At 35.2% G+C, this 23,767-nt stretch carries 23 protein-coding genes; all 23 read left to right on the top strand.

Features of this window, described 5'->3' with window-relative positions; all coding sequences use genetic code 11:
* The first annotated feature begins 810 nt into the window (after positions 1-810).
* The gene (gene lepB / locus AC5LWL_RS14870; protein ID WP_493435034.1) at positions 811-1,365 is read left to right on the top strand and encodes a signal peptidase I; all 555 of its coding nucleotides are present in this window, start codon (positions 811-813) and stop codon (positions 1,363-1,365) included.
* A gap of 46 nt (positions 1,366-1,411) precedes the next feature.
* Positions 1,412-2,287 carry a ribosome biogenesis GTPase YlqF gene (ylqF, locus tag AC5LWL_RS14865; RefSeq protein ID WP_493435033.1) on the top strand — a complete coding sequence of 292 codons (876 nt, stop codon included), beginning with the start codon at positions 1,412-1,414 and terminating at the stop codon, positions 2,285-2,287.
* Positions 2,288-2,496: 209 nt separating this feature from the next.
* The gene (rnhB, locus tag AC5LWL_RS14860; RefSeq protein ID WP_493435032.1) at positions 2,497-3,279 is read left to right on the top strand and encodes a ribonuclease HII; all 783 of its coding nucleotides are present in this window, start codon (positions 2,497-2,499) and stop codon (positions 3,277-3,279) included.
* A gap of 13 nt (positions 3,280-3,292) precedes the next feature.
* On the top strand, positions 3,293-4,579 hold the full coding sequence (locus AC5LWL_RS14855; RefSeq protein WP_493435031.1) for a TP0910 N-terminal domain-containing protein: 1,287 nt from the start codon (positions 3,293-3,295) through the stop codon (positions 4,577-4,579).
* Complete coding sequence (locus tag AC5LWL_RS14850) at positions 4,576-4,869, top strand: EscU/YscU/HrcU family type III secretion system export apparatus switch protein (RefSeq protein ID WP_493435030.1); 294 nt, start codon at positions 4,576-4,578, stop codon at positions 4,867-4,869. The genes AC5LWL_RS14855 and AC5LWL_RS14850 overlap by 4 nt, the downstream gene beginning before the upstream one ends.
* 307 nt (positions 4,870-5,176) lie before the next feature.
* On the top strand, positions 5,177-6,355 hold the full coding sequence (gene sucC / locus AC5LWL_RS14845; protein WP_493435029.1) for an ADP-forming succinate--CoA ligase subunit beta: 1,179 nt from the start codon (positions 5,177-5,179) through the stop codon (positions 6,353-6,355).
* Complete coding sequence (gene sucD / locus AC5LWL_RS14840) at positions 6,352-7,263, top strand: succinate--CoA ligase subunit alpha (RefSeq protein WP_493435028.1); 912 nt, start codon at positions 6,352-6,354, stop codon at positions 7,261-7,263. The genes sucC and sucD overlap by 4 nt, the downstream gene beginning before the upstream one ends.
* A 265-nt stretch (positions 7,264-7,528) precedes the next feature.
* Entirely contained in the window at positions 7,529-8,395 is an 867-nt protein-coding gene (dprA, locus tag AC5LWL_RS14835) for a DNA-processing protein DprA (protein ID WP_493435027.1), read from the top strand.
* A gap of 354 nt (positions 8,396-8,749) precedes the next feature.
* Entirely contained in the window at positions 8,750-10,825 is a 2,076-nt protein-coding gene (gene topA, locus AC5LWL_RS14830; RefSeq protein WP_493435026.1) for a type I DNA topoisomerase, read from the top strand.
* A 318-nt stretch (positions 10,826-11,143) separates the two neighbouring features.
* The gene (gene trmFO / locus AC5LWL_RS14825; RefSeq protein ID WP_493435025.1) at positions 11,144-12,457 is read left to right on the top strand and encodes an FADH(2)-oxidizing methylenetetrahydrofolate--tRNA-(uracil(54)-C(5))-methyltransferase TrmFO; all 1,314 of its coding nucleotides are present in this window, start codon (positions 11,144-11,146) and stop codon (positions 12,455-12,457) included.
* 60 nt (positions 12,458-12,517) lie between these two features.
* Positions 12,518-13,423 (top strand): tyrosine recombinase XerC, encoded by a 906-nt coding sequence (gene xerC, locus AC5LWL_RS14820; RefSeq protein ID WP_493435024.1) that lies wholly within the window; start codon positions 12,518-12,520, stop codon positions 13,421-13,423.
* 27 nt (positions 13,424-13,450) lie between these two features.
* Positions 13,451-14,002 (top strand): ATP-dependent protease subunit HslV, encoded by a 552-nt coding sequence (hslV, locus tag AC5LWL_RS14815; RefSeq protein ID WP_493435023.1) that lies wholly within the window; start codon positions 13,451-13,453, stop codon positions 14,000-14,002.
* An 18-nt stretch (positions 14,003-14,020) separates the two neighbouring features.
* Entirely contained in the window at positions 14,021-15,430 is a 1,410-nt protein-coding gene (gene hslU, locus AC5LWL_RS14810) for an ATP-dependent protease ATPase subunit HslU (protein WP_493436619.1), read from the top strand.
* Between the two features lie 113 nt (positions 15,431-15,543).
* Positions 15,544-16,323 (top strand): GTP-sensing pleiotropic transcriptional regulator CodY, encoded by a 780-nt coding sequence (gene codY / locus AC5LWL_RS14805; protein ID WP_493435022.1) that lies wholly within the window; start codon positions 15,544-15,546, stop codon positions 16,321-16,323.
* A gap of 436 nt (positions 16,324-16,759) precedes the next feature.
* The gene (gene flgB, locus AC5LWL_RS14800) at positions 16,760-17,140 is read left to right on the top strand and encodes a flagellar basal body rod protein FlgB (RefSeq protein WP_493435021.1); all 381 of its coding nucleotides are present in this window, start codon (positions 16,760-16,762) and stop codon (positions 17,138-17,140) included.
* Position 17,141: 1 nt separating this feature from the next.
* A complete protein-coding gene (gene flgC, locus AC5LWL_RS14795) occupies positions 17,142-17,591 on the top strand; it encodes a flagellar basal body rod protein FlgC (RefSeq protein WP_493435020.1) in 450 nt (149 codons plus the stop codon).
* A gap of 14 nt (positions 17,592-17,605) precedes the next feature.
* The gene (gene fliE, locus AC5LWL_RS14790; protein ID WP_493435019.1) at positions 17,606-17,908 is read left to right on the top strand and encodes a flagellar hook-basal body complex protein FliE; all 303 of its coding nucleotides are present in this window, start codon (positions 17,606-17,608) and stop codon (positions 17,906-17,908) included.
* A gap of 50 nt (positions 17,909-17,958) precedes the next feature.
* Positions 17,959-19,542 (top strand): flagellar basal-body MS-ring/collar protein FliF, encoded by a 1,584-nt coding sequence (fliF, locus tag AC5LWL_RS14785; RefSeq protein WP_493435018.1) that lies wholly within the window; start codon positions 17,959-17,961, stop codon positions 19,540-19,542.
* Positions 19,543-19,555: 13 nt separating this feature from the next.
* A complete protein-coding gene (gene fliG, locus AC5LWL_RS14780; RefSeq protein ID WP_493435017.1) occupies positions 19,556-20,572 on the top strand; it encodes a flagellar motor switch protein FliG in 1,017 nt (338 codons plus the stop codon).
* Positions 20,565-21,311: a flagellar assembly protein FliH gene (fliH, locus tag AC5LWL_RS14775; RefSeq protein WP_493435016.1), complete on the top strand. Its 747-nt coding sequence runs from the start codon at positions 20,565-20,567 to the stop codon at positions 21,309-21,311. Before fliG ends, fliH begins: the two co-directional genes overlap by 8 nt.
* Before the next feature lie 3 nt (positions 21,312-21,314).
* Positions 21,315-22,631, top strand: a complete 1,317-nt coding sequence (gene fliI, locus AC5LWL_RS14770) for a flagellar protein export ATPase FliI (protein WP_493435015.1) — start codon at positions 21,315-21,317, stop codon at positions 22,629-22,631.
* A gap of 4 nt (positions 22,632-22,635) precedes the next feature.
* A complete protein-coding gene (gene fliJ, locus AC5LWL_RS14765; RefSeq protein WP_493435014.1) occupies positions 22,636-23,088 on the top strand; it encodes a flagellar export protein FliJ in 453 nt (150 codons plus the stop codon).
* Position 23,089: 1 nt separating this feature from the next.
* A complete protein-coding gene (locus AC5LWL_RS14760; protein WP_493435013.1) occupies positions 23,090-23,728 on the top strand; it encodes a MotE family protein in 639 nt (212 codons plus the stop codon).
* The last annotated feature ends 39 nt before the right edge of the window (positions 23,729-23,767 follow it).

Here is a 23,767-nt window from a genome sequence, read left to right as displayed (position 1 = left end):
TGAAAAAGCACTTTATTCGATAAATAATAGAGAGAGAATAAATGAGATATGTCTGTATATATACTACTCATCCTATCAGCATAAAGAGTCACCCACACGACTCCAGAGCAAAATCAAAAATATTAAGACAGCGGCTAATAGAGCGTGCCTGCCTTTTTTAGGATAGACATCCATACAATTAAATTTGCACAATGGCATATGAAAAGAAGCAGCTTTCCGTTTTTTATGATCTGAGTTTGAACCAAGGAGCAGTCGGAATACACGAAGACTCCTGTGGGAATTGCGAGACAGGTGAGACCCCGCAGGAGCTTGCTCCGAGGAGGCTCACCGCTCGCCCCACGGAAAGCGAAGTGTATTCTGACTGCAGACTATTCGAGAGCTAAGGTTTTTTTCAGGGGAGACACCCATGGAACAAAATTTGCATCATGGCGCTTGAAAAGAAGCAGCTTTCTATTTTGTTTATGACCTAAGTTTAAAGCAGGTAGCAGCCGGAATACACGAAGACTCCTGCGGGAATTGCGGGACAGCCAAGACCCCGCAGAAAGCGAAGTGTATTCCGGCTGCGGACTTATTAAGAGAGCATCATTTTTTCAGGACAGCCTAATTAAATTACATACCCATTATTGAAATTTTACATCGTCCTACTATTTAGATTAAAATAAATACTAGAAAGAAGTTTGAAACTCTAAATCAAGCCGACAAACCAACACCCAGTTACAGAACTGTGATGAACCAAAATGTTTAAAATAGTTGGAATAGACGCAAGAGGAACAACTCCTTCATTACGACAAACAAGGATTGGTGAACAAGATGGCAAAGAAAAAGAAAAATGAAGCTTGGGAATGGGGAAAAGCATTAATAATTGCAGTATTATTAGCATTTGTTATCCGCTATTTCTTATTTGCTCCTATTGTGGTAGATGGAGAATCGATGATGCCAACACTTCATAATCAAGACAGAATGATTGTAAATAAACTAAATTATAAAATCAGTAGTCCAGAGCGCTTTGATATTATCGTTTTCCATGCCCCAGAAGGAAAAGATTATATTAAAAGAGTAATTGGACTACCTGGAGACACGGTTGAATATAAAAATGATACTTTATATATTAATGGAAAAGCGTACGAAGAACCCTATTTAGACGAATATAAAAAACAAGTTATCGACGGTCCCTTAACAGAATCGTTTACATTGGAAGAAAAAACTGGCGAAAAAACAGTACCTAAAGAGGAGCTGTTTGTTATGGGAGATAATAGAAGAGATAGTAAAGACAGCAGACATATCGGCACCATTCCATTTGAAAAAGTGTTAGGGAATACTAGTGTTATTTACTGGCCGGTAACAGATATTCAATTTATTAAATAAATACTACTAATAATATGATAAGCAAGTTAGTAATGAGGTGATTAATTTGACAATACAATGGTTTCCAGGCCATATGGCAAAAGCAAGAAGGCAAGTAACAGAAAAATTAAAACTTGTTGATATTATTTTCGAATTGGTGGATGCACGAATTCCACAATCGTCAAGAAATCCAATGATAGATGAAATTATCCAACATAAGCCACGATTAGTGTTGTTAAATAAGGCAGATATGGCAGATAAAGACAAAACAAAAGAATGGATTAACTATTTCCAAAGCAAAGGAATAAAAGCTTTGGCTATTAATTCACAAGCTGGTGTCGGGATGAAAGAAATTACGGCATTAGCAAAAGAAGTATTGTCGGAAAAATTTGACCGGATGAAGGCAAAAGGAATTAGACCGCGAGCTATTCGAGCAATGATTGTTGGGATACCAAATGCAGGAAAATCAACCTTGATTAATCGTTTAGCAAAAAAGAATATTGCAAGAACAGGAAATACTCCAGGAGTTACAAAAGCACAGCAATGGATTAAAGTAGGCAAAGAGTTAGAGCTATTAGATACACCAGGAATTCTTTGGCCAAAGTTTGAAGATCAAGAAGTGGGATTAAAGCTTGCATTAACTGGAGCAATTAAAGATACTATTTTAAACTTGCAGGATATTGCCATATACGGATTGCGCTTTTTAGAAAAAGAATATCCAAATCGTTTAAAGGAAAGGTTTCAGCTGGAAGAAATCCCAGAAGATATTGTTGAGTTTTTTGATAAAATTGGACAAGTACGCGGATGCTTAACAGGTGGTGCCGTTGTTGACTACGATAAAGTAACAGAGTTAGTCATCAGAGAAATAAGAGGAGAAAAATTCGGTCCTCTAACGTTTGAAAATGCAAAAGATTTAGCGGTGTCACAAGAAACAAATGACTAAATAGATAAGAGAGGGTTTGATCTTTTGGTCATGATCCTCTTTTTTAATTGTATAAGGTTGTTCAAAAAGTCCGGTAAAAAGAACATAACAAATTTCATCGTTGGCTCAAGCATAACCCCACGGAAAGCGAAGTGCATTCCGACTGCGGACTATTCGAGAGAATCAAAGCATATTTTCAAGGCAGCCACAAGGAAAGGAAAGAGAAAAAAATGAAAGTAGCTACAATAAAAGAGTTAAAAACAAAGCTAGAAAATATAACAGAAATAAACGATCCTTTTATCGAAGAAATAAAAAAAGATACAAGAAAAGGAGTACAAACTCTTTTTAAAACATGGCAGAAAAAGAAAGAAAAAGAAGAAGAACTACATCAGCGGTTCTTAGCATTAAATACATACGAAAATCAACTGAGAACAAAAGGCTATACACTTATAGCTGGAATTGATGAGGTAGGCAGAGGACCACTTGCTGGACCCGTCGTAACAGCTGCAGTTATCCTTCCAGAAAACTTTTATTTACCAGGCATAGATGATTCAAAAAAACTATCAGAGAAAAAAAGAGAAGAGTTTTTTGAAAGCATTCAACAAGAAGCCATAGCCATTGGAATTGGAATTATACATGCTGAAGAAATTGATCAAATTAATATTTACGAAGCGACAAAAAAAGCAATGTTACAAGCAATAAATGATTTAACGATTAATCCAGATTATTTATTAATCGATGCAATGAAATTAACAACACCATACCCAAGCCAGTCAATTATTAAGGGAGACAGTAAAAGCATTACGATTGCAGCAGCAAGTATCATTGCAAAAGTAACAAGAGACAATATGATGAAAGAGTTGGATAAACAATTCCCTGCCTATCATTTCAAAAAAAACATGGGATATGGCACGAAGGAACATTTAGAAGCATTACAAATAGAGGGAATAACCAGCTATCATCGTAAAAGTTTTTCACCGGTTAAAGAAATGTCATTAACAAGGAAGAAGTAAGGGGGAAGTATGCATGAGCTACTCTGCTAATAATATTCAGCAGCTGTTTAAACAAGAATATAGCTTACCAAATCAGCCTGTGCAATTAAGACCTGGCCAAATTGTTTATGGGAAAGTGACAAAGTTGTTTCCAAACGAAATGGCGGAAATACAGGTTGGCGAGCAGAAGCTCTATGCCCATTTATCGACTCCTTTATCTTCAGGTGAGAAATATTGGTTTCAAGTTCAAGTTGGACAAGAAAAACTAGCATTAAAAGTACTGTCTAGCGTAAAGCAACCAGGAAAAGAAGACAAAGGCAGCAGTACAGCATCATTATTAAAACAGCTGTCTCTTTCAGATACAAAAGAAAATAGAGCAGTGGTAGCTTCTTTTTTAAAAGATCAGCTTCCATTAACGAAAGAAATTCTATTCAAAGCAAGTGCTTGGTTAACAAAGAGCGAAAATCTTCCATCAGATATTGCCGTTATCAAACAAATGGTAGAAAGAGAGCTTCCATTGACCAAAGCAGTGTTTACGAGTTTAGTACAAGTGCATTCAGGAAGTTCATTTACCGATTTATTGCATGCTTTAAGCAATGAACTAACCACGCATTCTATCCAAAGTAATTTGTTAGAAAAAGTAATCAGTACATTCCATTCTGAAAATTTTACTAATTGGGAGGATAGCAATCAAATTAAAGGGAAATTAGCCGAAATTTTTCATCGATTAGGATTTTCATATGAAGTAGAGCAATTTACCTTATTAAAAGAAACGAAAAAAACATGGCAGGAATCAGAGCAGTTAAAACCGCTTTTACTTAAATTATTAAGTGACGATATTCCACAATCAACAAAGGATATTACAAGTCAGCTAATTGAAAAAATTACAGGTGTGCAACTGCTATCACAAGAAGCTGGACCAATGATTCAAATGATGATGCAGCTGCCAGTATCTTTTGGTAAACATACGATGGATGCAACGATTCAATATAATGGGAAGAAAACAAAAGATGGCAAGATTGATAGTGATTATTGTCGGATTATGTTTTATTTAGATTTAGAGTATTTAAAAGAAACAGTCATTGATATGCATATCCAAAACAGAGTCATGACTATCACTATATGGAATAATCAGCCTCTTATTTCTACACTAGTTTCTGCGTACTCTAAACAGCTAAAAGAAAAAATGAACCAGGCAGATTATACCTTGTTAAGTATTGCGAGCAAGCCGCTGTCAGAGAATCAACATAATCTGAAAAACGGACTATCTTCCTTGGAGTTTGGAAATTTTTCCTATAAAGGAGTAGACTTTAAAATATGAAAGAAAAAGAGAGTGAAAACAGGAAACGTAAAAAAGCTGTAGCTTTGCGTTATACACAATATGAAGAGGCGCCAACTGTAATAGCAAAGGGAAAAGGAATGATTGCGGAATCTATTGTTGAAAAAGCAAAAGAAAATGGAATTCCGATTCAAGATGATCCATCCTTAGTGGAATTATTAGCAAAGCTGAATTTGCATGAGGAAATACCAGAAGATTTATATAAGGCAGTTGCAGAGGTATTTGCCCTTATTTATAAATTGGATAAAGAGTATGGCGAGAATAAGGGATGAAACTATGACAAGATGATCCAAAATATTTTAAATGCTAGTATAATAAGTGGAGCAGTCGGAAGGTTTTTCGCGGAAAAACTATGTTCTCACTTTCTAATAGAAAATGAAAAGGCAAGTCAGTATAATTTAATCTTAAAGCCTTTTTGTAGACAAATAGAGCTTCTTTTTTATAAAATGAAAGCGTAAACATTTAGTGGATTTTCCATTTAACTTTTTGAAAATGAAAAAAAGTTAAAAAGAATGAATATTATGATAGTGTAAATGATACTTTTAAAAGAGAACAAAACAGCAAAAGGGGTGAGGAACCTTGAATATTCATGAATATCAAGGGAAAGAAATTTTAGCACGAAATGGAGTAATGGTGCCAAAAGGAAAAGTGGCATTTACAGTGGAAGAAGCGATCCAAGCTGCTGAACATTTAGGAGGCGACAGTTGGGTAGTAAAAGCGCAAATCCATGCTGGAGGAAGAGGGAAAGCGGGAGGAGTAAAGGTAGCAAAAACAATGGATGAAGTAAAAAAATATGCAGAATCTATTTTAGGAAGTACCCTTATTACTCACCAAACAGGTCCAGAAGGCAAAAAAGTTAAGCGTTTACTTATTGAGGAAGGATGTCGTATAACGAAAGAGTTTTACATAGGGGTTGTTGTTGATCGAGCAACTTCTCGAATTGTATTGATGGGGTCAGAGGAAGGCGGAACGGAAATTGAAGAAATAGCAGAAAATCAGCCTGAGAAGATTTTTAAAGAAGTAATTGATCCAGTTATTGGTTTAACAGCATTTCAAGCAAGAAGGCTTGCTTTTTCCATACGAATTCCTTCTAAACAAATAAATAAAGCGGTTTCATTTATGCTTGGTTTATATAAAGTTTTTGTAGAGAAAGATTGTTCTATTGCAGAAATTAATCCATTGGTTTTAACAGACGAAGGAGAAGTTGTCGCATTAGATGCGAAATTAAATTTTGATAGTAATGCATTATATAGACAGAAGGATATTATGGCATATAGAGATTTGGAGGAGGAAGATAAGAAAGAGATCGAAGCATCAAAATATGAATTAAGTTATATTTCATTAAACGGAAATATTGGCTGCATGGTAAATGGCGCAGGCTTAGCAATGGCAACAATGGATATCATTAAACATTGTGGAGGCGAACCGGCCAACTTTTTGGATGTAGGAGGCGGCTCTACTCCAGAAAAAGTAACAGAAGCATTTAAAATTATATTATCTGATCATCAAGTAAAAGGAATATTTGTTAATATTTTTGGTGGAATCATGAAATGCGATATTATAGCCGAAGGTATTGTAGAGGCTGCAAAGCAAGTGCGTTTAGAAGTACCTTTAGTAGTTCGTCTAGAAGGTACAAATGTGGTGTTAGGGAAAAAAATCCTGCTTGATTCAAGCATTTCTATTATCACTGCAGAATCGATGGCTGATGGAGCAGAAAAAATCGTTTCGCTTGTTCAAGGGAAGGGAGAAGGAAAATGAGTGTATTTATAAATAAAGAAACGAAAGTATTAGTACAAGGAATAACGGGGTCTACTGCTCTTTTTCATACAAAACAAATGATAGAATATGGAACTAAAATTGCAGGTGGTGTAACGCCTGGAAAAGGAGGAACAGAGGTAGAGGGAATTCCAGTGTTTGATACGGTGAAAGAAGCTGTGGAAGCAACCAATGCAAATGTATCCGTCATTTATGTACCAGCCCCATTTGCGGCAGATGCAATAGAAGAGGCGGTCGATGCGGAGTTGGATTTAGTAATTTGTATAACAGAGCATATACCCGTTTTAGATATGGTAAAAGTAAAGCGTTTTATGGAAGGGAAAAAAACTAGATTAATTGGCCCTAACTGTCCAGGTGTTATTACACCAGGAGAATGTAAAATTGGTATTATGCCAGGATATATCCATAAAAAAGGCCATATAGGGGTTATTTCTCGTTCTGGAACTTTAACATATGAAGCAGTGCATCAATTGACACAAGCAGGAATTGGCCAATCAACAGCAGTTGGCATTGGTGGAGATCCTGTGAACGGTACAGATTTTATTGAAGCATTAAAAGCGTTTAATGAAGATGAGGAGACTTATGCAGTCATGATGATTGGCGAAATTGGAGGCACCGCAGAAGAAGAAGCAGCAAGGTGGATTAAAAAAAATATGAAAAAGCCGGTTGTTGGTTTTATTGGCGGAAGAACGGCACCCCCTGGCAAAAGAATGGGCCATGCAGGAGCGATTATTTCAGGAGGAAAAGGGACAGCAGATGAAAAAATAGCTGTCTTAAATGAATGTGGCATTAAAGTGGCTGAAACTCCTGCCGAAATGGGAGCTGCTTTAATAGCTGTATTAAAAGAACATTCCTTATACGATCATTGTAAAACCCATGAAATTCAATAAATCTAATAGCAAATACCCAAGTGGATTTTCTTGGGTATTTCTCTACGTAACTTCCATCTATTAATGTGATTCAAGTGCTTAAAAATGGAACAAAATGAAGGGGAGTGGAAAATAAACGTAATAAAATCTATTAAAATAAATGTAAAACTCATATAATAAAATAGATAATTCCTTATTTTTTCTTTTTTATTTTTATTCATGCTAATGTATACTTTTACAAATTCCTTCTATTATTAAGTGAATATCAGAAAGGAAGGAACGAAAATTGGAGAAATTAAACGAGAAATTAATCCTGCTTGATCATTGCCGTGGAATTAGCTGGAAAACCATCTTATTTTTATTAAAAACGGACCCGGATCTTCAAACATTATCTTCAACTTCTAGTCAAGCAATTTCCTCATTTTCTCGTCCATTAAAAAGCGAAGCAATAGAAGATTATCACTCCCCTTTAATACAAGAACAAATCAGTCAATATGCTCCTAACGGTATAACAGCTATCACCTATTTTGATTCCCGTTACCCATCGATTTTGAAAGAAATCTATCAGCCTCCTTGGGTTCTTTATGCAAAAGGAGATTTATCTTTGCTGAATTTTGAGAAAAAACTTGCGATTGTAGGCTCGCGACTTGCTACAAATTATAGTCAGAAAGTGATAGAAAATTTAATTCCTGAATTAATTGGACATAATATTACAATAGTAAGTGGCTTAGCAGCTGGTGTTGATTCAATCGCCCATAAATCCACGATTGCTAAAGGGGGAAAAACAATCGGTGTTATTGCTGGTGGATTGTTTCATATTTATCCTAAGGAAAACATTCAACTGGCAAGTATAATGATGAAACACCATCTTGTTTTATCAGAATATCCTCCATTATGTAAGCCAAATAGATGGCAGTTTCCAATGCGGAATCGTATTATTAGCGGCTTATGCAACGGAACTTTAATAGTTGAAGCCAAAAGAAAAAGTGGATCATTAATAACAGCGAATTATGCAGTTAATGAAGGAAGAGATGTTTTTGCCGTTCCTGGAAGTATTTTTAGTCCTTATTCAGCTGGCACAAATGAATTAATAAAGGCAGGAGCGAAGCCAGTGATAACAGCAAATGATATTTTGGAAGAGTGGAATTTTTAACAGAAATAGGAATGAGTGGTATACATTTTTTGTTTAGTACATGATACGATATAAACAATGAAAAAATAAGGAATTATTTTTAGATTGCAAAAGAAGAATAATTAAACAAGTAGTGCAGCTTTTTGTAAACAAAAATGTGGAATTTTCTACTTTTTTAAAGGAAAAAGAAAAAAAGGTTGCTATTTTTTGAAATCTGTTATACATTTTGCAACAGATGAAAAAATAAATGAAATCAAAAATTTAATGGATATAAATTAGTTGAAAACGTTTCCCTTTTGGCGTATTATTTGACAAGTGGAAACATAGTATACAATAATAATGAATATTTATAATCCCTCTTAAGGAGGACAGTTAATGTCAGATTTTCTTGTAATCGTGGAGTCTCCTGCAAAGGCAAAAACGATTGAACGTTATTTAGGTAAAAAATATAAAGTAAAAGCATCTATGGGGCATATACGTGATTTACCGAGGAGTCAAATGGGTGTTGATATAGAAAAAGAATACGAACCGAAATACATAACGATTCGTGGAAAAGGCCCTATATTAAAAGAATTAAAGACTGCAGCGAAAAAAGCAAAAAAAATTTATCTTGCAGCTGACCCCGACAGAGAAGGGGAAGCAATTGCATGGCATTTGGCAAAAAGCCTGAACGTAGATATCGATTCAGACTGCCGCGTTGTATTTAATGAAATTACTAAGGATGCTATTAAAGAGTCTTTTAAACATCCACGGCCAATCAATATGGATTTAGTAGATTCTCAGCAGGCTAGAAGAATACTTGACCGGTTAGTTGGCTACAATATAAGTCCTTTATTATGGAAAAAAGTAAAAAAAGGTTTAAGTGCTGGAAGAGTCCAGTCTGTAGCAGTTCGTCTTATAATTGATCGGGAACATGAAATTAAACAGTTTATTCCTGAAGAATATTGGACAATTGAAGGCAGCTTTCTAAAAGGAAAATCAAACTTTGAAGCTGGTTTTTATGGAGTTAACGGGAAAAAAGTAGAACTAAAATCAGAAGAAGAAGTAAAAGAAGTGGCAGGCTTAATCAAAGGGAATAAATTTACCGTTGCCAAAGTAACAAAACGAGAACGTAAAAGAAACCCAGCAGTTCCGTTTACCACTTCCTCTCTTCAACAAGAGGCTGCACGAAAATTAAATTTCAGAGCAAAGAAAACAATGATGCTTGCACAACAGCTTTATGAAGGAATTGACTTAGGAAAGGAAGGGACAGTTGGTTTAATCACATATATGAGAACCGACTCAACTAGAATTTCAGAAGTGGCGCAAGGAGAAGCTTTTGAGTATATTACAAATAGCTACGGCAGTGAATATACGAAAGGCGAAAAAAGCAAAGAAAAGAAAAATGCTAATATTCAAGATGCCCATGAAGCCGTGCGGCCGACAAGTACAACAAGAGAACCAAGCATGTTAAAAGAACATTTATCAAGAGATCAGCTTCGTTTATATAAACTCATCTGGGAAAGATTTATTGCAAGCCAAATGGCATCAGCCATCATGGATACAATGAGTGTTGATTTGCAAAATGGAGATGTTTTATTTCGCGCGACAGGTTCAAAAGTAAAGTTTGCAGGTTTTATGAAAGTATATGTGGAAGGAACAGATGATGCAGTAGAAGAAAAGGATCGCCTTCTTCCTGATTTGAAAGAGGGAGACGAAGTAATCAAGAAAGACTTTGATTCGAAACAACATTTTACGCAGCCTCCACCACGATACACAGAGGCAAGACTTGTCAAAACATTGGAAGAGTTGGGAATTGGACGACCATCCACGTTTGCTCCAACTTTGGATACTATTCAAAAACGAGGATATGTGGCGTTAGATAATAAACGTTTTATTCCGACCGAGTTGGGAGAAATAGTATTAGAATTGATTTTAGAGTTTTTCCCTGAAATTTTAAATGTTGAATTTACTGCCAATATGGAACATGATTTGGATAATATTGAGACAGGAAAAGTTAATTGGGTAAAAATAATTGATGAATTCTATAAGGTTTTTGAACAAAATTTAGAAAAAGCAGAAAAAGAAATGCAATCAGTAGAAATTAAAGATGAACCTGCTGGTGAAGATTGTGAACTGTGCGGCAGCCCAATGGTATTTAAAATGGGTCGTTATGGTAAATTTATGGCTTGCAGCAATTTTCCTGATTGTCGAAACACTAAACCAATTGTTAAAGCGATTGGTGTAAAATGCCCGAAATGTAATGAAGGAAATATAATTGAAAGAAAAAGTAAAAAGCGGCGGATTTTTTACGGGTGTGATCGTTTTCCTGAATGTGATTTTATCTCATGGGATAAACCAATTCAACGTCCGTGTCCAAAATGTGAAGAAATGCTTGTAGAGAAAAAGCTGAAAAAAGGAATTCAAGTTCAATGTGTTAGCTGTGATTATAAAGAAGAGCCGCAAAGTTAAGAGTAAGCAGATGCTTGCTCTTTTAATGTGTAGATACTGTTTGTTCTAGTGAAAATACCAAGAATATGGCAATGTTTTGCTAAAGGAAGAGGTGAGCACACAAAGCTCACTTTTTTCTATTGAGAACGAATATGTAAAATGATGGATTTTTATTGGTCATTCTTTAATTGGAAGATACAAAAACTTTAATTAAAGTCATACATAGTGTAAAATGCTAGAGGATATATAATTTGAATGACTTATCCTAAAAATATCAGCCTTTGTTATAAAAAATGAAAAGTATGCAATAGACATTATAGATTAGTTGGAGGATTTAATATGCAAGAGACACAAAAATACGTAAATGTAATTGGGGCAGGACTCGCAGGAAGTGAGGCTGCGTGGCAGTTGGCAAAAAGAGGAATTAACGTGCGTTTATATGAAATGAGACCGGTTAAACAAACCCCTGCTCATCATACAGATAAATTTGCTGAACTTGTTTGTAGTAATTCCTTAAGAGGGAATGCTTTAACAAATGCTGTCGGAGTATTAAAAGAAGAGATGAGAAATTTAGATTCGATAATTATTGAGTCTGCTGATTTATGTGCAGTGCCTGCAGGGGGAGCATTGGCAGTAGATAGACATGAGTTCGCAGGAAGAGTAACAGAAAAAGTAAAGAATCATCCGAATGTAACTGTTTTTAACGAAGAAATTACAGAAATTCCAGAAGGACCAACCGTTATAGCAACTGGTCCATTAACAAGTGAAGGTCTATCCAATAGTTTAAAAGCGCTAACAGGAGAAGAATATTTATACTTTTATGACGCTGCTGCTCCTATTATTGAAAAAGAAAGCATAGACTTAAATAAAGTTTATTTGAAATCTCGTTATGACAAAGGAGAAGCAGCTTATTTAAATTGTCCAATGACGGAAGAAGAATTTGAACGTTTTCATGAAGCACTTATTTCGGCAGAGGTCGTACCTTTGAAAGAATTCGAAAAAGAAGTCTATTTTGAAGGATGTATGCCGATTGAAGTAATGGCAGGACGTGGTAAGAAGACAATGCTGTTTGGTCCAATGAAACCGGTTGGTCTTGAAGATCCTCGTACTGGAAAACGCCCATTTGCTGTCGTTCAACTTCGTCAGGATGATGCAGCCGGAACCTTATATAATATTGTTGGTTTTCAAACACATTTAAAATGGGGAGCACAAAAAGAAGTGCTGCAGTTAATTCCGGGGCTTGAGAATGCAGAGATTGTAAGGTATGGAGTTATGCACCGCAACACATTTATTAATTCACCAAAAGTATTAGAGGCTACCTATCAGTTTAAAAATCGTAAAGATTTGTTTTTTGCAGGTCAAATGACTGGGGTAGAAGGCTACGTAGAATCAGCAGCCAGCGGACTTGTTGCTGGAATAAATGCGGCGAGAGTTGTAAATGGACAAGAACCATTGGTTTTTCCAAACGAAACAGCAATTGGAAGCATGGCGAAGTATATTACGACTACAAATGCAAAGAACTTTCAGCCAATGAATGCTAACTTTGGACTTTTTCCTGATCTTCCTATTAGAATTAAAGGAAAAAAAGAAAGATATGAACAACATGCTAACAGAGCATTAGAAACAATTCAGAACTTTGTGAAAAATACGTAAATTAATTGCTTGTGTATACAAAGTATGTTACTATAATGAAGCCGTCTGTGAGGTGAAACGATGGAATCGAAAGAGTACACTTCATTACAGCTATTTATTGAATATCTACAAATTGAAAAAAACTGCTCACCTTATACTATTGAGTATTATCAGCAAGATATTAAACAGTTCTTTCTTTTTATGTCAAATCAACTAATAAACGAATTAGATGAAGTTACTTCTTCTGATGTAAGAATATTTTTAACCGACTTATTTAATGGAAAGCTTGCTAGAAAATCTATTGCCCGGAAAATATCCAGTCTGCGCAGTTTTTACAAGTTTTTAGCAAGAGAAAAAATAGTTGAAACAAATCCTTTTTCAGCAGTTTCTATCCCGAAATTAGAAAAAAGATTACCCGACTTTTTTTATGAAGAAGAATTGCAGCAGCTTTTTTTGTCCTGTGATTCTTCTACTCCGTTAGGGAATAGAAATAAGGCACTTCTTGAATTGTTATACGCAACTGGAATTCGAGTTGGTGAATGTACTAAAATAGAATTAAAGGATCTTGATTTTAGTATTTCTACCGTTTTAGTTAAAGGAAAAGGGAAAAAAGAGCGGTATGTTCCATTTGGCAGCTTTGCGCATGCCGCTTTGCAATCTTACATAAAAGATGGAAGAACAAAGTTGATGGGGAAAAATCGTACACAACACTCCTTTCTATTTGTAAATTATAGAGGAGAACCTTTAACAGATAGAGGTATTCGGGATATATTAAACAAGATGATGAATGCTTCTTCTTTACAAGGGAAAATTCATCCCCACAAACTTAGACATTCATTTGCCACACATTTATTAGCAAATGGAGCTGATATGAGGACTGTTCAAGAACTATTAGGTCATGCATTTTTATCGTCAACGCAAACATATACACATGTAACAAATGAGTATTTAAAGAAAACATACATGTCTTTTCATCCAAGGGCATAGTCCAGATTGTTAAAGGAGGAAGTATATATGGCTGAATTACCACAATTTCATGCAACAACAATATTTGCTGTGCAGCATAAAGGGAAATGTGCCATGTCAGGTGATGGTCAAGTAACTTTTGGAAATGCAGTTGTAATGAAACATACTGCGAAAAAAGTTCGAAAACTTTTTAACGGAAAGGTCATTGCCGGGTTTGCTGGATCAGTTGCTGATGCCTTTACACTATTTGAACTTTTTGAGGGAAAACTGGAAGAGTACAATGGAAATTTACAGAGAGCCTCCGTCGAATTAGCAAAACTTTGGCGAAATGATAAATTCTTACGCAAACTGGAAGCGATGCTAATTGTAATGAACGAATCAGATTTATTATTAGTATCAGGGACTGGTGAAGTAATTGAACCGGATGACGGTATTCTTGCAATAGGTTCAGGTGGGAACTATGCTTTATCTGCTGGAAGGGCATTAAAAAAATACTCAGGCGACCAACTTTCTGCATATGAAATAGCAAAAGCTGCATTAGAAATTGCTGGAGATATATGCGTATATACAAACAATAATATTATTGTGGAAGAATTGTAAGGAGGAGGATTTACCTTGATGCAAAATAAAGCAAGCTTAACACCTCGTCAAATCGTGGAAAGTCTCGATCAATATATTGTTGGACAAAAAGATGCAAAAAAAGCAGTGGCAGTAGCATTAAGAAATCGTTTTCGCCGCAGTTTATTAGACGAAAAGCTGAGAGATGAAATTAGTCCAAAAAATATTCTGATGATGGGTCCGACAGGTGTTGGTAAAACCGAAATTGCTAGACGTATTGCCAAAATTGTCAGTGCCCCTTTTGTTAAAGTAGAAGCGACTAAGTTCACAGAAGTAGGGTATGTAGGAAGAGACGTTGAATCAATGGTTAGAGACCTTGTTGAAACTTCGGTTCGCTTAATAAAAGAAGAGAAAATGCTTCAAGTGAAAGAAAGAGCGGAAGTTGCAGCGAATAATCGAATTGTTGATTTATTAGTTCCGTCCTCTACGAAAAAACAATCTAACTACAAAAATCCGCTTGAAATGCTTTTTGGCGGTGGAAACTCAGAGGCAGAGACAGAAGAGCCTTCAGTAGAAGAAACAAATAAGTATGAAAAAAGAAAAATTATTAAAGAGAAGCTAGCTTTAGGCGAATTAGAAAACGAACAAATAACGGTTGAAATGGAAGAACAGCAGCCGTCTATGTTTGATATGCTCCAAGGTTCTGGAATGGAACAAATGGGGATGAATATGCAAGATGCACTAAGCAGTTTTATGCCTAAGAAAAAGAAAAAAAGAAAGCTGACCGTTCGTGAAGCACGTACAGTGTTAACAAATGAAGAAGCACAAAAGCTGATTGATATGGACGAAGTTGCCCAAGAAAGCGTGCAGCGAGCGGAGCAGATGGGGATAATTTTTATCGATGAAATTGATAAAATCGCTAGTAAAAGCAACGGAAGCTCTTCAGCAGATGTCTCAAGAGAAGGCGTACAAAGAGATATCCTGCCTGTTGTAGAAGGGTCAACGGTTGTTACTAAATATGGATCGGTTAAAACGGACCATGTTTTGTTTATTGCAGCGGGAGCTTTTCATATTTCTAAGCCATCTGATTTAATACCAGAGCTTCAAGGGCGTTTTCCAATTCGTGTTGAACTTACTAAATTAACGGTAGATGATTTTTATCGTATCTTAGTGGAGCCAGATAACGCACTTATTAAGCAGTATCAAGCTCTTTTATTAACAGAAGGTATAGAAATAGAATTTTCTGACGATGCTATTCGTAAGATTGCAGAAGTGGCATATGAAGTCAATCAAAATACGGATAATATTGGTGCAAGAAGATTGCATACTATTTTAGAAAAACTACTGGAAGATTTATCATTTGAAGCACCGGAAATAACGATGGATAAAATTACAATTACTCCACAGTATGTGGAAGAAAAACTTGGAGTTATTTCGAGAAATAAAGATTTAAGTCAGTTTATACTATAATGATTAGGTAGAAAGTAATAAGGAATCCTTCATTTAGCAATAGATCTGCACGGTATCTTAATGAAAGAAACAAAGTTCATAGTTTTGGTTTGAGTTAATAGGAGGAAAAAAGAATGGATTTATTGTCAAAAACAAGAAAAATTAATGCGATGCTACAAAGAGCAGCTGGGAAGCCTGTAAACTTTAAAGAAATGGCCGAGACATTAAGCGAAGTAATTGAAGCAAATATATTTGTTGTCAGCAGAAGAGGAAAACTTTTAGGCTTTGCTGTAAATCAACAAATTGAAAATGATCGTATGAAAAAAATGCTGGAAGATCGTCAATTTCCAGAAGAATACACAAATAGCTTATTCAATATTCAAGCAACATCCAGTAATTTAGATGTTGAGAGTGAATATACAGCTTTTCCAGTAGAAAATAAAGATTTATTCCAAAGAGGCCTAACTACTATTGTGCCTATTATTGGTGGAGGAGAAAGATTAGGTACACTAATCTTAGCTCGTCTTAAAGATCAATTTCAAGATGATGATTTAATCATGGCTGAATACGGTGCAACTGTTGTAGGCATGGAGATTCTGCGTGAAAGAGCGGAAGAAATTGAAGTAGAAGCTCGAAGCAAAGCGGTAGTACAAATGGCGATTAGTTCATTGTCTTACAGTGAATTAGAAGCGATTGAGCATATTTTTGAAGAACTGAACGGAAGTGAAGGCTTATTAGTTGCTTCTAAAATTGCTGATCGAGTCGGCATTACAAGATCAGTTATTGTAAATGCGTTACGTAAATTAGAAAGTGCTGGTGTTATCGAATCACGTTCACTTGGCATGAAAGGTACGTATATAAAAGTGTTAAATGGCAAATTCCTTTTAGAATTAGAGAAACTTAAATCTAATTAAAAAGATAACAAAAACAATAGCTCAGAAAAAAACAGAGGAAAATAAACATTTTCCTCTGTTTTTTTCTTTTTTTATAACCTTCTACAATATTGCTTTTTTCAGCAAATTTCGACATTTTGCCATTTCTTTTCATTTACATTACAAAATAAATATCATATATTTTTATAAAGACGTTTTATTTAAATAGTTCTAACATACTATGATGATAGTATATTCTTTTTTTATTCAATAAGAGAAAAAAATCAGCTTTTTTCCATAATATTTAGATTTAGAAGTTAAAATAGGACTATTGAATTATTAAAATTCTCCTTCTATCCATAGACATATTATTTCAAATTCATTACAATTAAAGACATCGTGTTCTATATTCGTCATTTAATTGCATTATTCTACAAAAACATTCAATGGATAAATACTTTTTTTGAGGTGCTGTCTCATGAAACTTTTTTCAAATACAATATCAAACTTGGAAAATGCTATCAATTATTCCAATACAAAACAAAAGGTGATTGCTCAAAATATCGCAAACGTGGATACACCGAATTACAAAGCAAAGGAAGTAACTTTTAAACAGTCCTTAACTAATGCATTAGAAGTACATAAAACAAATCCAAAGCATATGGATTTTTCTCAATCAAATGTAGAGTCAAAGATTACAGCTAAAAAGGGAGCTACATATAATAACAGTGGTAATAGCGTGGATATGGATAAAGAAATGACCGATTTAGCTACTAATCAAATTTATTATAATGCTTTAATTGAAAGAATAAACGGGAAATTTAACTCGCTGGAGAATGTAATAAGAGGAGGTAAGTAAGTTGTCAATGTTTCATAGCATGAACACAACCGCTTCAGCATTAACAGCACAAAGGTTAAGGATGGATATTATATCCTCTAATATGGCAAATGCTGAAACGACAAGAGGAAAATTAGTTAACGGTGAGTGGCAGCCGTATAGAAGAAAGTCAGTTGTATTACAAGCACAAGAAGGGAACGGATCCTTTGCATCACATTTGCAGGCAGCAAATAAAAGCGCAGGAGATGGTGTGAAAGTTTCACAAATCATAGAAGATGAGACACCATTTGAGTTGGTATATGATCCTGAAAATGCAGATGCAAATGAAGATGGCTATGTGGAAATGCCAAACGTTGACCCACTACGAGAGATGGTTGATTTAATGAGTACTTCAAGATCTTATGAAGCAAATGTTACAGTTCTTAATTCTTCTAAAAGCATGATGATGAAAACGTTAGAAATTGGTAAATAAAGGAGTTAACTTAAATGGCTATTAATTTTCCAGCGGTATCTACTGCTTTACCGTTGACAAGTACAAATACTGCTAAAACAAGCACGTCAGAAGCACAAAAAAGTTTTGCTTCTTTTTTAAAGGACTCCCTTAATTCGGTCAACAACGCACAAAATGAATCGGATGTTTTAACGAATAAACTCGCTAATGGTGAAAATGTTGACTTATCACAAGTAATGATTACATCTCAAAAAGCAAATATTACGATGCAAGCAACATTAGAAATTAGAAATAAAGCAGTAGAAGCATATCAAGAGATGATGAGAATGACGGTTTAATAAATGGAGTGGCAATTGCTTCATTCATTAACGGTAACCGGGGGAAAAAAATGAAAGAGAATATGCAAAAATTTTTAAGACCTTTTAAGGAGTATTGGGCAAATCGCTCTAAAAAGCAAAAGACGATGCTAATTGGTAGCATCTTTTTGCTTGTGATAATTGTATCGGTATCCGCTTATTTCTTTTCAAAGGAAAATTTAGTTCCGTTATATAGTAATCTATCACCTTCTGAAACTGGGTCTATTAAAGAAAATTTAGATAGCAAGGGAATTACTTCAAAAATTTCTGAAGGCGGAACAACAATCAGCGTCCCAGAAGAAACAGTTGATACATTAAAAGTAGAACTTGCTGCAGAAGGTATACCGAAATCTGGCAGTATAGATTATTCCTTTTTCAGTCAAAATGCAAGCTTTGGTATGACAGATAATGAATTTAATGTTTTAAAATTGGATGCCATGCAGACAGAGATAGCCAACCTTATAAAGGGGGTTGACGGTATTAACGATGCAAATGTTGTTATTACTTTGCCAAAGGAAGGTGTTTTTGTTTCTGATAACAAAGGAGAAGCATCTGCCTCGATTGTATTAAATACAAAATCAGGATACGACTTCTCTGAAAATCAAATAAAAGGGTTATATACACTCATCTCCAAAAGTGTTCCTAACCTTCCTACAGATAATATCGTCATTACGAACCAAAACTTTGAGTATTTTGATTTAAATTCTTCAATAAATTCTGCTACGGATACTTTTACTGCACAAAATAATGTGAAAAAACAAGTGGAAAGAGATATTCAAAGGCAAGTTCAGAATATGTTAGGGACACTAATGGGTCAAGATAAAGTAATGGTTTCCGTTACTGCAGATATTGATTTTACACAGGAAAATAGAGAAGAAAATTTAGTAACTCCTGTAGATGAAGAAAATATGGAAGGCATCAAAGTCAGTGCTCAGAAAATCACTGAAACATATTCAGGTGAAAATGCTGCTGAAGGTGTAGCACAAGCGGAAGAAAATACAGATACAACTACATATAACTCGGAAAATGGGTCAGGAAATGGTGATTACGAAAAGGTGGAAGAGACGGTAAACAATGAAGTGAACCGTATAAAAAAACAAATCGTAGAAAGCCCATATAAAATCAGAGATGTTGGCATTCAAGTAATGGTAGAACCGCCAGTAGCAAATGATGCTCAATCGCTTCCGCAAGAAAGAATGGACGATATATCCAATCTATTAGGAACGATCGTTCGAACTACTGTTGATAAATCTTCTACGAACGGGCAATTAACAGACGATGATCTTAAAAATAAAATTGCTGTTTCTGTACAGCAGTTCAACGGAAAAGCAGTTGCCAGCAAAACATCACCAACGACGATTCCTTGGTGGATTTATGTGGTAGGAGGCGTATTATTAGCGATAATTGCCCTGTTAATCTTCTTTATGATTAGAACACGTAAAAAGAAGGTAGTATCCGAAGAAATAAAGGAGATTATTCAGCCAGTTTCTGTTCCTGATGTAAACGAAGAGAAAGACTCAGAGGGAACAGTTAGAAGAAAGCAACTGGAAAAAATGGCAAAAGAAAAACCTGAAGACTTTGCCAAACTTCTTCGAACATGGATAACAGAAGATTAAGGAGAGTCAAGAAATGGCTAGAAGAGATGCAAATGAATTAACCGGAAAACAAAAAGCAGCGATTCTTCTTATATCGTTAGGTCCAGATGTAGCTGCTTCTGTATATAAACATTTAAGTGAAGAAGAAATTGAAAAACTATCACTAGAAATCTCCGGAGTGAAAAAGGTGGAAACTACTTCGAAAGATGAAGTGCTGGAAGAATTTCACAACATAGCCCTTGCACAGGATTATATCTCGCAAGGTGGAATCGGCTATGCAAAAACAGTGTTGGAAAAAGCTCTTGGTATAGAACAAGCTTCGATAATATTAAATCGATTGACTTCTTCTTTACAAGTTAGACCTTTTGATTTTGCAAGAAAAGCTGATCCTAGTCAAATTTTAAATTTTATACAAAATGAGCACCCACAAACAATTTCATTGATATTGTCCTATTTAGATCCTACACAAGCAGGACAAATATTGTCAGATCTTCCACAGGAGATGCAGGCAGATATTGCGAAGAGAATAGCTGTTATGGAGAGTACATCACCAGAAATTATCAATGAAGTAGAACAAGTATTAGAAAGAAAATTATCCAGTACTGTCACACAAGATCATACACAAACTGGTGGGATAGAAGCAGTTGTAGAGGTATTAAATGGCGTAGACAGGGCAACAGAACGAACGATATTAGATAGTTTAGAGATACAAGATCCAGAATTAGCAGAAGAAATCAAGAAGCGAATGTTTGTGTTTGAAGATATTGTTACATTAGACAACAGGGCGATACAACGAATTATTCGAGATTGTGAAAACGAAGATCTTATGCTTTCATTAAAGGTTTCTGGTGAAGAGGTCAAAGAAATTGTTTATAGCAATATGTCAACAAGAATGGTTGAATCCTTTAAAGAAGAAATGGAGTTTATGGGTCCAGTTAGACTAAAAGATGTAGAAGAAGCACAATCAAGAATTGTAGCAATCATCCGTCGACTAGAGGATGCTGGTGAAATAGTCGTAGCACGCGGCGGAGGAGATGATATTATTGTCTAGATTAATCAAATCAACATGGGCAAATGAACGTCAATCCAACGAGAAGGTTATTTCAATAAAAAATCTTGAATCATTTGATAATAATGATTATGCATCACAGCCTGAATACCAAAAAACAATCGAAAAGGCGAATGAAGAAGCAGCACTGATTCGCCAACAGACCTATGAACAAATAGAAAAAGAAAAAGCAGAGCTTCTTATGGAGAAAAAAGGCTGGGAAGCAGAAAAAGAACAGTTAAGAGAAGAAGCAAAAGCAGTAGGGTATAACGATGGAGTACATGAGGGAAGAAATACAGGATATGAGGAGTTTAAAAAACATATTCAATTAGCACAAGAAGTAATAGAATGTTCAAAAAATGATTATCAATCTTATATGCAGTCCGCAGAGAATACAATTTTGCAGCTTAGTATAAAAATAGCTGAAAAAATTATAAACAGCAGTATTTCCGCTGATAATCGTTACTTTTTAACTGTAGTAAAAAAAGTGCTCAATGAGGCACTGGAACAAAAAGAAATTCAATTGCATGTGCACCCGAATCAGTTTGAATATGTTATGTCTGAAAAAGAAGAACTGCTCAGTCTATTTCCAATTCAACCAAAGTTATTTATTTTCCCAAATGAAACTATTTCTGAAAATGGCTGTGTTATAGAGACAGCAAATGGGAGAATTGATGCCAATATTGATACACAGTTAATGCTAATAAAACAAAAACTGCTTGATTTATTGGAGAGTGAATAAGAAATGAAGGCAGCAGAACTTCTTTCGGAAATTGATGCAATGGATTCTTTTATAAGATATGGCAGAGTCAAAAAAGTGATTGGTTTAATGATTGAATCACAAGGTCCTGAAAGCTCAATAGGCGATGTGTGTAATATTCACATTGGAACAAAAAAAAAACGAATCATTAAGGCTGAAGTTGTTGGATTTAAAGAAGAGAATATTATGTTAATGCCTTATACAACGGTTCATGACATATCACCAGGATGTTTAGTTGAAGGAACGTCTGAGCCATTAGAAATAAAGGTTGGTGCAGGACTAATTGGCAAGGTAGTAGATTCTTTAGGAAATCCATTAGATGGTTCCTCCCTTCCCAATGGATTAAAACAAGTTTCAATTGAGCAAGAACCTCCGAACCCGTTAAAAAGGCCACCGATTGTTGATAAAATGGAAGTCGGTGTGCGCTTAATTGATGGTTTACTGACAGTAGGTACAGGACAGCGTCTAGGTATTTTTGCAGGAAGCGGTGTGGGGAAAAGTACATTGCTCGGCATGATTGCTAGAAACACAAAGGCTGATCTCAATGTTATTGCTTTAATAGGAGAACGAGGAAGAGAAGTTAGAGAGTTTATTGAACGGGATCTTGGACCAGAGGGATTGAGAAGATCGATAGTGGTTGTAGCTACATCTGATCAACCTGCTTTAATGAGAATAAAAGGTGCTTACACAGCTACCGCCATAGCAGAATATTTTCGCGATAAGGGTTTAAATGTCATGTTGATGATGGATTCAGTTACACGTGTTGCAATGGCACAGCGGGAGGTAGGGCTAGCCGTTGGGGAACCACCAACAACAAAAGGGTATACACCTTCAGTATTTGCGATACTTCCTAAGCTGCTGGAACGAACTGGTACAAATGAACATGGCAGTATCACGGCATTTTACACAGTTCTAGTTGATGGAGATGACATGAATGAACCGATTGCAGATGCAGTTCGAGGGATTTTAGATGGACATTTTGTTATGGATAGAGAATTAGCCAACAAGGGCCAGTATCCTGCTGTTAACGTGCTGAAAAGTATAAGCAGAGTAATGAATCATATTGTTCCAAAAGAACATATTAAATCCAGTGAAAGATTACGAGATTTATTAAGTACATACATAAACTCGGAAGACTTAATCAATATAGGGGCATACAAAAAGGGATCTTCTAAAGAAATTGACACAGCCATTAAACTATATCCCAATATTTTAGCTTATATTAAGCAAGCTACAGATGAAAAAGTTTCGATGGAGCAAAGTTTTCATGCGTTAATATCATTAGTAGGAGCAGGGGATTAATGTTATGAGTTATACGTTTAAATTTGAAAAAATTTTAACCATTAAAGAAAGAGAAAAAGACGAGGCTGGCACTACTTATAATCAAGCAGTTAAAAGATTTGAAGATGCAGCAGAAAAGCTTTACGAGCTATTAAAGAAAAAAGAAGACCTAGAAGAATACCAAGCAAAAAAACTTAAAAACGGGCTATCTGTTCAGGAAATAAGGCATCATCAGCAGTTTGTTATTAATTTAGTTAAAATGATTGAACATAGTCAAAAAATGGTGATGAATGCTAGAAACTCTATGAATTTCTATCAAGAAAAGCTAGTAGAGAAAAATATAGAAGTTAAGAAGTTTACTAAAATAAAAGAGAAGGACATTGTAAAATTTATTCAATCTGAAAAAATGTTAGAAGCGAAACAAATGGACGATATTTCCCTTCAACAGTATATGCAGCCAGGAAAGCTAGGTGGCTAAAGTGGAGAATTTAGTAGAAGAAAAAAAGAAACCTTTTAATTTTTTTCAGCGTATAGTATTAGTATTTGTCATCCCAACAGTATTTGCGATGGTTGTTTTAGTGTTATTGATGATATATTCAGGTACAGATGTGATGGAAAAAGGAAAAGAATTAGCAAATCATATTCCTTTCTTACGTACAGAGGAAACTACTGATAGAGAAAAACAGCAAGATAGCACTCAAACAATTCTTGACTTGGAAACCAAGCTATCTGAACAAAAAGAAGAAATCTCCAAGCTTCAATCAGAATTAGAAACGAGCGAAAAGGAATCTAAAACTGTTCAAGTAGAAAAAGAAAAATTACAAAAAGAGCTTGAGACATTGCAAAAAGAGCAAGAAGAAACAGAAAAGAAATTTAATGATATAGTCAAAACGTATGAAACAATGTCGGCAAAAAGTTCAGCAGCCATTATTGAAAAAATGAATGATCAAGAAGGGTTAAAAATATTAGCGGCTCTAAAACCGGCAACACTTGCGCCAATATTAGAGAAAATGGAACCTGAAATTGCTTCTAAATATACAGAACAACTATCAAAAACAAGCACTTCTAGTGATTTAGAAGCAAATAGTGATTCATCAAATAGTGGTGCTTCCAACTAATTGATGTATACCACTTCGTTTAATTGGAAGGAGGTGAAG

It is taken from the genome of Niallia sp. WK069_GA_01 (assembly GCF_983173855.1).
Note: the sequence above shows the minus strand (reverse complement) of the source record. Positions and strands in the feature narration are given on the sequence as shown.

Coding starts and splice junctions, on each gene's coding strand:
- AC5LWL_RS14850 (WP_493435030.1), top strand. CDS start 4,576: ATGAAAGAAAAAGAGAGTGAAAACAGGAAACGTAAAAAAGCTGTAGCT.
- codY (WP_493435022.1), top strand. CDS start 15,544: ATGGATTTATTGTCAAAAACAAGAAAAATTAATGCGATGCTACAAAGA.
- fliJ (WP_493435014.1), top strand. CDS start 22,636: ATGAGTTATACGTTTAAATTTGAAAAAATTTTAACCATTAAAGAAAGA.
- flgB (WP_493435021.1), top strand. CDS start 16,760: ATGAAACTTTTTTCAAATACAATATCAAACTTGGAAAATGCTATCAAT.
- fliG (WP_493435017.1), top strand. CDS start 19,556: ATGGCTAGAAGAGATGCAAATGAATTAACCGGAAAACAAAAAGCAGCG.
- xerC (WP_493435024.1), top strand. CDS start 12,518: ATGGAATCGAAAGAGTACACTTCATTACAGCTATTTATTGAATATCTA.
- sucD (WP_493435028.1), top strand. CDS start 6,352: ATGAGTGTATTTATAAATAAAGAAACGAAAGTATTAGTACAAGGAATA.
- fliF (WP_493435018.1), top strand. CDS start 17,959: ATGAAAGAGAATATGCAAAAATTTTTAAGACCTTTTAAGGAGTATTGG.
- hslU (WP_493436619.1), top strand. CDS start 14,021: ATGCAAAATAAAGCAAGCTTAACACCTCGTCAAATCGTGGAAAGTCTC.
- trmFO (WP_493435025.1), top strand. CDS start 11,144: ATGCAAGAGACACAAAAATACGTAAATGTAATTGGGGCAGGACTCGCA.
- fliE (WP_493435019.1), top strand. CDS start 17,606: ATGGCTATTAATTTTCCAGCGGTATCTACTGCTTTACCGTTGACAAGT.
- fliI (WP_493435015.1), top strand. CDS start 21,315: ATGAAGGCAGCAGAACTTCTTTCGGAAATTGATGCAATGGATTCTTTT.
- topA (WP_493435026.1), top strand. CDS start 8,750: ATGTCAGATTTTCTTGTAATCGTGGAGTCTCCTGCAAAGGCAAAAACG.
- lepB (WP_493435034.1), top strand. CDS start 811: ATGGCAAAGAAAAAGAAAAATGAAGCTTGGGAATGGGGAAAAGCATTA.
- rnhB (WP_493435032.1), top strand. CDS start 2,497: ATGAAAGTAGCTACAATAAAAGAGTTAAAAACAAAGCTAGAAAATATA.
- hslV (WP_493435023.1), top strand. CDS start 13,451: ATGGCTGAATTACCACAATTTCATGCAACAACAATATTTGCTGTGCAG.
- AC5LWL_RS14855 (WP_493435031.1), top strand. CDS start 3,293: ATGAGCTACTCTGCTAATAATATTCAGCAGCTGTTTAAACAAGAATAT.